Annotated in this window: 7 protein-coding genes; 2 read left to right on the forward strand and 5 right to left on the reverse strand. The window is 63.9% G+C overall.

The window, feature by feature from the left end:
• Nucleotides 1-25 precede the first annotated feature (25 nt).
• Nucleotides 26-736, reverse strand: coding sequence for a DUF3800 domain-containing protein (locus tag LOK55_RS12185; protein ID WP_229935567.1), 711 nt, complete (start codon nt 734-736; stop codon nt 26-28).
• Between the two features lie 309 nt (nt 737-1,045).
• Here LOK55_RS12185 and LOK55_RS12190 point away from each other — a divergent pair, with 309 nt between their 5' ends.
• Both LOK55_RS12190 and LOK55_RS12195 read left to right on the forward strand, forming a co-directional pair.
• On the forward strand, nt 1,046-2,245 hold the full coding sequence (locus tag LOK55_RS12190) for a tyrosine-type recombinase/integrase (protein ID WP_229935568.1): 1,200 nt from the start codon (nt 1,046-1,048) through the stop codon (nt 2,243-2,245).
• Nucleotides 2,246-2,643: 398 nt separating this feature from the next.
• Nucleotides 2,644-3,102 carry a hypothetical protein gene (locus tag LOK55_RS12195; protein WP_229935569.1) on the forward strand — a complete coding sequence of 153 codons (459 nt, stop codon included), beginning with the start codon at nt 2,644-2,646 and terminating at the stop codon, nt 3,100-3,102.
• A gap of 15 nt (nt 3,103-3,117) precedes the next feature.
• Here the strand turns inward: LOK55_RS12195 and LOK55_RS12200 are convergent, their stop codons facing one another.
• From LOK55_RS12200 to LOK55_RS14425, 4 genes are all read right to left on the reverse strand, one after another.
• Complete coding sequence (locus tag LOK55_RS12200; protein WP_229935570.1) at nt 3,118-4,935, reverse strand: helicase-related protein; 1,818 nt, start codon at nt 4,933-4,935, stop codon at nt 3,118-3,120.
• Between the two features lie 168 nt (nt 4,936-5,103).
• Nucleotides 5,104-5,844, reverse strand: coding sequence for an SNF2-related protein (locus LOK55_RS12205; protein WP_229935571.1), 741 nt, complete (start codon nt 5,842-5,844; stop codon nt 5,104-5,106).
• A 192-nt stretch (nt 5,845-6,036) separates the two neighbouring features.
• On the reverse strand, nt 6,037-6,414 hold the full coding sequence (locus LOK55_RS12210) for a hypothetical protein (protein WP_374107655.1): 378 nt from the start codon (nt 6,412-6,414) through the stop codon (nt 6,037-6,039).
• 27 nt (nt 6,415-6,441) lie between these two features.
• On the reverse strand, nt 6,442-6,704 hold a 263-nt coding region (locus LOK55_RS14425; protein ID WP_374107656.1), incomplete at its 5' end, for a hypothetical protein.

The raw sequence follows: 6,704 nt of genomic DNA on the forward strand, positions 1-6,704 counted from the left end.
AAACCATCGTTCCGAGATGGACAGCTCACGGCCAGGACCCGAGTCCGTAGAGCTTCCGCGATGTCTCGGCGCGCGTCCAGAGCGCCCTCATGGCAGTGTCTGCGCGGGGGTCGGCCTCTCCTCCCGCCAAGCGCCGTCGGTCGAGGAACGCGAACACGTCCGCAGCCTGCAAAGCTCGTGAGCGATGGCTGGGCGCGAAATGGATGGTGTCTATGACTCTTTGAAGGTCGGTTCGCATGTATGCGCCGGGAGTACCGATCAGCTTGAAGTCGCTGAACAGGTCGCGTATCTCTGCACTGTCGTGCCGTTCGTCCGCTATGACGAGCGTCGTCCGCTTACGTGCGACATGCTCGACACGCTGCAAGAGCTGGGTGAGGGCAACTCGCTCCGCGGAGTATACCCGTGGGTAGCTCTCGCGTGCCTGTCTTCGTCGCAGACGCTCGCGCGAGACTCCCCGTAACACGATGCGCTCACTCCGCGACAGCACCGCATCGAGCACCTTCCCGAAGATCTTGATGCTGTCTGTCGGCGTGATGCCCGCCCAATCATTCTTCATGTGAAAGAGGTCGTAGGCGTGAATCTCAGCCGACCGCGGCACACCTAGCTTGCGAGCTGCACGCGCGACAATGCGATCCAGATCCCGCGTCAGCTGTAGGACGCCTTTACCCTTCAAGACGACACCTGAGAAGACGAAGTACCCTCCTTCGTCGGACTCGTCGGCATAGCAGAGCAGCACTCTTCCATGTTCCCGAGCCTCGCGTCGATCAGCGCGCGACACGCCGGCACGGAGCGCGCATGTCCCACGCATGTCCCACGCGAGCAGGCTCACGCTCCCCCAGACAGCAAGAAACCCCCGTTGAGACGGGGGTTTCCGGTGGTGCGCGATACTGGGATCGAATTATTATCGTGCTAGCCTGAGGATCGTAGGAATACGGGCATATCCGCGGAATTACGCGGAACATGGACCGGAGATAGAGTCAGGGAAGGTCAGGATTCCCCACATCTGGGCACATGATATTCCCCATATATTCCCCGAAGGATCATGATGGCAGGGAAGCGGCGCAAGCGTCGTGAAGCGTTCGGCCGTGTCGAGAAGCGTGCCAGTGGGCGGTATCGCGCCGGCTACATCGGTCCGGACAACCTGCTTCATCGTGCATCGTCCACATTCGCGACGATGACGGATGCCCGGAACTGGCTCGCGGCGCGGCAGACAGAGATCGCATCGGGTGCGTGGGAGCCGCCGGAGGTTGTCGCTGCCAAACGTGCCCATTCCGCCCGCGAAGCGGCCCGACGAGACATCACTCTCGGCGACTATGCGGCGAAGTGGATCACCACCCGCACGAACTCCCGTGGCGAACCGTTGCGTCCCCGAACTGTCGAAGCGTACGAGAACCTGGTCAGGGCGACGGGTACGCGAGACAGTGACGACAAAGGCGGCCCGCTGGCGCCGCTTGTCGGACGCAAAATCATCGACATCACACCCGAGGCGGTGCGCGATTGGCGCGCAGAGCAAGTGGGCACGGGCAAGCTGACGCAGACGTCGCGGGCCTACGACCTCCTCAAGTCGATCCTCAAGACCGCTGTCGAGGACGACATCATCTCCGGGAACCCTTGCCGAGTGAAAGGTGGCTCGACCGCAACCACTGGCAAGAAGGTTGAGCCGCCGAGCGATCTCGAGCTGGCGACAATCCTCGACTCGATCGACACGCGCTATAGGGCACTCGTGATCCTCGCAGCTGTAGGCGGACTCCGGTGGGGCGAGGCGACAGAGCTGAGGGCGAAGGACATCGCGATCGAACGCGACGAGGACGGCTCAATCGACGGCGTGCGCATCGCCGTCGAGCGCCAGGTCGTCTACACGGTCAAGGGTGGACGCAAGACCGGTGATGTGAAGTCGTTGGCGGGAAAGCGCTCCGTTGCGATTTTCGGCGACGACGCGAAGGTTGTTGCCAAGCAGACCCGCGGCAAGATCGGCGACGCGCTGCTGTTCACGAGCGCGGACGGGACAAGCTGGCTCCCGCAGAGCGCGTTCTGGCGGCACTGGCACAAGGCAGTAGTCGCAGCCGACCGCGAAGACCTGCCCTTCCACGCACTGCGGCACTATGCCGGCACGCGGTACGCACAGACCGGCGCGACCGTGAAGGAGACCATGGCACGGCTCGGACACTCGTCGACGAAGGCCGCGATGCGCTACCAGCACGCGGGGAGCCGCGACGACGAGCTCGCCCGTCGCATGAGGCGCTGATGGCGCGGGCTCGCGGCGCCAACGTGCGAGCCGTCGAAGCTCGCCTATACGACGCAGGCCCAGTCGCCCGATGCGACCGGTTCTGACTGGTTCCCCATAAGGAAGGGGAACCAGGAACCGGTCTTCTCGTGTCTTCGCCGTCGACTGGTTCCCTACGTCGTGGAACCGCTGGGAACCAGGAACCGGTCGAGCCCGACTTTCCACGCGTCGGGCGCCCGCGCCACGCGGATCCGTCCGGCCAAGGTTGCTCAGCGGGAGGAGGATTCGATGTCTGATGCAGCGGTGCTGCAACAAGGTGCCTCCTCACAGCCACTACTCTCGCCGAGCATTCGACGGCAACGATGACCGACCGACTGCGAAGGTCGTCGACGTCGGTGCTCACACCTACACTGCAGAACGTGACCAGTGTAGAGAGTGCAAACCAGGCCTTCCGCGATGCGCGCGATGTATATCGCTCCGCTCGCAAAGAGCAGCGACGATTGATCGTCGACGCGCTCACGCGCGCAGGCTTCACAGTGAAGACCCGCGGGCACGCGGGGCGGGGGCTGACGACGTACAGCAGCGGAGGGCGCCTCGCGCCGCCATTCGACCTCTCAAACTGGATGTGGGTCGAAGGCGAGCGCGGTGAGCACCGGGTGGTGGTGCGCCTACAGGTGCTCGACCAGGATCCGAACTCAAAGAACATCCATGCACTGATCGACCGGCTCGGAATCTCCGTGTCTCGTTCGGGTGTCTCCGTGGATGACGGCAGCCCACTCTTCGAAGATGCAACGACCTCACTGGAGCTGCCCCTGAATGATGAAGACCTGGCTGAGATCGTTTCCATCATCGAGGAGAGGATCGCAGCGGCGTCATAGGACGCGAGCCAGTCGTCAGTCGCGAACAGCCCACCGAATCGTGAAGACGTGCTCGCGACGCTCGGTCCCTTCGAGGGCATCCTCGAGCATGCCGAGGTACTCATCGGCCTTGTCACGCAGACGGTCTCTCTCCTCTCGATAGTCGCTGTAGAGATCGTCGGCTCGACGCGAAAGCCTCTGCGCTTCCTTCCGTAGCTTGAGCCGCTCCGTGAGATCTTCTGCTCGGCGTTCCCGAGCGTTGATCTCCTCCTTTGCCCTTTCGAGCTTGCGCGCTTCCGCGTCGTACTTCGCCTTGTGGTCCTTGAGTCGCGACTCGACGAGGTCGCCCTGCTCAATGCTGAACTGTGCCGTGCGCGTCTGCACCTCACCGGTGAATGCTGCCGCCTGGGCATCTAGGGCCGCCTGAAGCGCGGTCGTGTCGGGCGTTGCGGTCTCGTTGTTCTCGACGCACCCAAGATCAAGCAAGTGCTCAACTTGTTCCGCATCGAGCACCGCACCACCATCCGTCAGCCCTGCGGCAAGCAAGTACGACTCGACAATTGTGTCGTTGCCCGCGCTGATCTCGAAGGTCAGGAGGTCGACAGTAAGGAGACCGCTGCTGCCCGAGAGCGCGCGTGCATCTGCAGACGCGCGCTCCGAGGCGCCGACGGAGAAGATCAGCTCACGCTCTGGTGTGTTCTCGCCGAGTGCCGCCCTGATCACAAACTGTCCAAGGTCGCTGTTGTAGCGATACTGATGGGCGCCCGGGATCGGGGTGGACTTGAAGAAGTAGCGACCCGTCGGGATGCCGCCTTCAGGAGCGTGCAGCAGCGTGAACGTTCGTTCGTCGTCGTCGAACTCGGCGAAGGTGTCGAGCTCGCGCCTGGTGACCTTGATCAGTAGCCGCTCGAAGGCGTTGAGGACGATGTCTGTCTGAGTGTCGTAGTTCTTGAGCTTGTCTTGGACGTTGGGGTCGAGATTGTCGAAGACCCGCGCTCGCGCCCTCTGCATCTCGTCGTTGATCTCCGCGGCGTACTGACGCTCGAGTTCATCGAATGCAGCGTTGATCTCCGCCGCGGTCTTGCACCGTTCGAGGATGCCGGCAATTGACTTCTCAAAGTCGAGACCGTCCTCGATGGTCCCGAGAACCTCGTCAGACGCGCCGAAGACGGACGTGAAGAGGTTGAACTTCTCAGTGAGCAGTTCGAGGATGCGCTCCTCAGCAAGGTTGCCCTGGTTCGAGAAGTTGACCACGATGACGTTGTGCGCTTGCCCGTAGCGGTGCACTCGCCCGATGCGCTGCTCCACGCGTTGCGGGTTCCATGGCAGGTCGTAGTTCACCAGCATGGAGCAGAACTGCAGATTGATGCCCTCGGCGGCGGCCTCGGTCGCGATCATGATGGTGCCCCGCTCGCGGAACTCATCGACCAGCGACTTCCGGCGATCGGCAGACGGGATGCCTGTGACGAGGTCTGATCCCTGGTTCTTCTTCAACCAGTCCTGGTGGATCCGCGTGGACTCCGCCGAGTTGTTGCTGCCGTTGAACAGCACGAGTCCGTCGCCGCGACCGGCCTCGCGAAGTGACGCCGCAAGGTACTCCTGTGTCTTCGTCGAGTCGGTGAAGATGATGGCCTTCTGCGGTGCGCCGATCTCTGCGAGCTTGGAAAAGCCCTGATCCAGCGCGTCGAGGAGCTTGACCGCCTTCTGGTTGACAGTGATCGACCGCGCGAGTTCTGCGTAGTCGCTTAGCTCCTGGACCTCAGCCAGCGCTTCCTGACGTCGCTCCTCGATCGCAGTCGAGTCCGGGATACCGATCGGCAAGGCGTCCGTTGCCTCGATTTCCTCATCAGTCATGTCGTCATCGATGAGGGTGCCGCTGTTGTCGCGCCGGTAGCCCGAGCGGAGTTCCGCCTCGAGCCGGTAGGCGATTCTCTCGAGCGTTGAGGCGACCGCTAACGTTGAGGAGCCCAGCCGTTTGCGAAGGATCAGCGCTGAGAGATGGCGCTGCGAACTCGCGAACGCTTACAGCACCGGTCGCTGCAGGTAGGCGTTCACCATGCTGTACAGCGCTTGTTCATCGGGCGAGGGCATGAATCCGAAGGTCATCGGCATGCGCTCGGTGAATCTGATGTACTTCTGTGCGTCGCGCCGCAGCGTGCGCTTGGCGACATGCGAGATGCGCATCGCGAGGTCGTCGTTGCCGTAGTCGTCGGGCCGATCGACGTACCGCTCCTTGAACCCTTCGATCGAGTGGAAGAAGTCGGGTTCGAACACCGACACGAGGCCGAACAGCTCCTCCAGACGGTTCTGAAGTGGCGTCGCCGTGAGGAGGAGCGACTTGCTGGCCGAGCTCATGACGGTGGCGACGGCATCGGCGATCTTCGCGTTGCCCTTCCAGTACGAGCGCAGGCGGTGTGCCTCGTCGGCAACGATCAGATCCCAGTGCCGATACAGGTCTTCCGTGTTGCGCTGGGCGAACTCGTACGAGCAGATCAGCACGAGCGGAACCCAGGTGAGATCCTTCTCCGTCCGCCGCGCGAAGCGTGCCGCCGCTGCGGTGCAGACAAACATCACGACGGCGACTCGGTAGTAGACGACGCCCGCGAGGTCGGCGCCTGACCAGTCGCAGCGAGGCGCACATGCGCCCCCGGCGAAGATCGTGCTCCCGACCCAGATCGCGGTCGTGATCGCGAAAGCGACGACCTGGATGACGGCGACGGCAAGAACGGATGCCGCGGCCCTCCTGCCTGACCTTGTGCTCATCGGCTCAGTTTGTCGTTCTCGGTCGACGCCACGCTCCAGTTGAACGCATCGATCGGGTCGCTCGCGCCGTCCCCGCCCGAACAGCAAGGGATGCCGGGCGACACGCCGCGGCATCCCTCACCCACCCCCGCGTGTCGACGGCGATCCCTTGCAGTTCGGCACCCGCCCCCACCCGCAACGCGACCGGCCGGATCAGTCCCCCGTGATCCAGACCGTCGTCTCCCCCGGCACGGTGTCGCCGTCGAGCGGAGTGCTCGACAGCACGACACGCTGACCCGGCATGAACGACAGCGCGAGCGGTGCGGAGCCGAACACCATCACCACCTCCCAGCCATCCGGGCGGCGGAAACGCAGCACATCGCCGCGGCCGGTCTCGACCCACTCCAGTCGCTCCAGCGCCAGGAGCTCGTGCCGCAGGGCGAGGGCACGGCGGTAGAGCGAGAGAGTGGATGCCGGATCGCCCTCCTCCGCCTGGACCGACGCGTCCGCGAACCACGACGGCTGCGGCAGGTGCGCACCCCCCGAACCGAAGCCGAACGAGGAGCCCTCGCGGGTCCACGGCAGCGGCACGCGGCATCCGTCACGTCCGTACTGCTCCTAGTGGGTGCGGAAGAAGGTCGGGTCCTGCCGCTGGTCGGCGGGGATCTCCGCCACCTCGTGCAGGCCGAGCTCCTCTCCCTGATAGAGATACGCCGATCCCGGCAGCCCCAGCAGGAAACAGCGACGCCGCCCGCCCGCGCCGACTGATCGCGCCGCTCCCCCCCTCCCCGTTACTTTCTTCGTGACCGTCTGGCGGAGGATGCTGGGCGGTGACGGCCTGCCGGGCCCGGCATGATTGCTGCCCCCTGTCCTTGATGATC

It is taken from the genome of Microbacterium sp. F2E, from assembly GCF_020905435.1.
Classification (GTDB): Bacteria; Actinomycetota; Actinomycetes; order Actinomycetales; family Microbacteriaceae; genus Microbacterium; species Microbacterium lacticum.